Genomic DNA, 2,144 nt, shown 5'->3' on the forward strand with positions numbered 1-2,144 from the left:
CTCAATGAGTTCCCACTCTTTATCTGTTAAGTTGCTGGAATATGACATTTCTGTCTATCTTAACTTGGAATCAAAGATCCCAAATGGGTTCTATAAGCATCGTCCAGCCAACAATTGTTACCAGTATTAATACTTAATAAGATGAATATTCTTAGTAACTATTTTTGTATTACTTATAATACGTTTTGAAGTGCAGAAGATGGGTTTAAAACGACAGTATGCTGTTAAGGGTGAAATCTGCGATATCCTGGCACTTAACGAGACGAGACAATTAGTAATTTTAGAACTCAAAAATACTGAAGATAGATATATTGTTCAACAACTAACTCGGTATTATGACAATTTATTAGACGAGAAACCATTTCCAGAGCAAATTGATTACAGTCAGTAAAATTAATAGCGATCGCACCCTAGGGCGAACGCATCTAAATATTAAAGATCGATAATCAAGGTGGAATTCCCCAACACTACACCACACAGTACTTTCAGAGAATTAGGTATAAAATCGAATAAGAATGATAATCGTTATAGGGGGGGGTGAGTTTTTGGCAGCCGTCGCCTGCCAAGCAATACTGGTTCGTTTTTGTAGTAAATTCGATAGTGAGTTAAACAAAAAGAACCAGATTATAGTTGAATGAAGCTCAAGCCCAAAATCACCATTGCTGACCACTTTTTGGGAATAGAAGATCCACGAATAGATCGTACCAAACGACACAAATTAATCGATATCATGACCATTGCCGTCTGTGCTGTAATTTGTGGAGCTGATGGTTGGGTGGCAATAGAAACTTATGGCTGTGCGAAGTATGAGTGGTTAAAAACATTTTTAGAACTACCAAATGGTATTCCGTCGCACGATACATTTGCACGAGTATTTGCACAAATAAATCCCCAACAGTTTCAGTCATGTTTTCTTAGTTGGATGAAATCAATACAGAAGATAACCGAGGGTGAAGTGGTTGCAATTGATGGGAAAACTTTACGTAGCTCTTCTGATCAAAGTAGTGACCAAAGTGCAATCCAAATGGTGAGTGCTTGGGCAACTACAAATAGATTGGTGTTGGGACAAGTTAAGGTTGATGAGAAATCGAATGAAATTACAGCAATTCCAGAGTTGTTAAAGGTATTAGAATTGTCTGGATGTATTGTGACAATTGATGCAATCGGTTGCCAAAAAGAGATTGTGAGGTTAATCACACAACAGAATGCAGATTATGTGATTACGTTAAAAAAGAACCAAGGAAATCTTTATGATCAGGTCGAAAAACTCTTCCATTTAGGGATAAGTACAGGTTTTGCGGGGATTGAACATAGCACATATAAAACAGATGAAATAGGGCATGGTCGTCATGAAATCCGCCACTATGTGATGTTATCTCAAATTCAGTCTCGGCTTAACCCAGATTCGGTTTGGTCAAACTTTAATAGTGTTGGAATGGTAGAATCCGTCCGTTCATTAAATGGTGAAACAACGGTTGAAACCCATTATTTTATCAGTAGTCTTGAGTCAAATGCTAAACAGTTTGGTAATTCTATTCGCAGTCATTGGGGAATTGAGAATTCATTACATTGGATATTAGATGTTGCCTTGAGGGAAGATGACTGTCGGATTAGAAAAGATAATGCTCCACAGAATTTTGCAATTCTCAGACATATTGCAGTCAATCTTTTAGGTAAAGAGAAGCATGTCAAACGTGGAATAAAAAATAAACAGTTTCTCGCTGGGTTGGATAACAATTATTTATCAAGAGTTTTAGCGTTAGCATAAACTAATATATCAGAAATTAAATTTAAACCTTTAGGAAAAATCTCACTTTTCCTCTAGATAAACATACTTTTACAAACTCAAATCTTGAGTCGTTTTAGTATCAATAAATAATCATTCAGCCGTAGATAAGCTAATTCATGTTTATCGGAAACACTTCATTTATTTTATTTATCATTCCATCAATTTTTACAATTATCTATGTCATTTTGAAATCTCTCTTAGTTTTTATTAGGAAATAAGATGCGTTTCCCCTAGATCGCACCCTCATTTCACAGACATAATCTAAGAGGATGTTTTAAAAGTTGAAGCGGGTCAAAAATTATGCAAGTCGCCTGACCATAATACGTATCATCGCAATATAAATAAAAGTCTCAGA

At 35.6% G+C, this 2,144-nt stretch carries 2 protein-coding genes; both read left to right on the top strand.

The window, feature by feature from the left end; genetic code table 11:
* Positions 1-199: 199 nt before the first annotated feature.
* A complete protein-coding gene (locus V7K31_RS25455) occupies positions 200-391 on the top strand; it encodes an endonuclease NucS domain-containing protein (RefSeq protein ID WP_335097883.1) in 192 nt (63 codons plus the stop codon).
* A 243-nt stretch (positions 392-634) separates the two neighbouring features.
* Complete coding sequence (locus V7K31_RS25460; RefSeq protein WP_335097886.1) at positions 635-1,768, top strand: ISAs1 family transposase; 1,134 nt, start codon at positions 635-637, stop codon at positions 1,766-1,768.
* Positions 1,769-2,144: the final 376 nt, after the last annotated feature.

The organism is Nostoc sp., from assembly GCF_036917675.1.
Classification (GTDB): domain Bacteria; phylum Cyanobacteriota; class Cyanobacteriia; order Cyanobacteriales; family Nostocaceae; genus Nostoc.

Coding starts and splice junctions, on each gene's coding strand:
- V7K31_RS25455 (WP_335097883.1), top strand. CDS start 200: ATGGGTTTAAAACGACAGTATGCTGTTAAGGGTGAAATCTGCGATATC.
- V7K31_RS25460 (WP_335097886.1), top strand. CDS start 635: ATGAAGCTCAAGCCCAAAATCACCATTGCTGACCACTTTTTGGGAATA.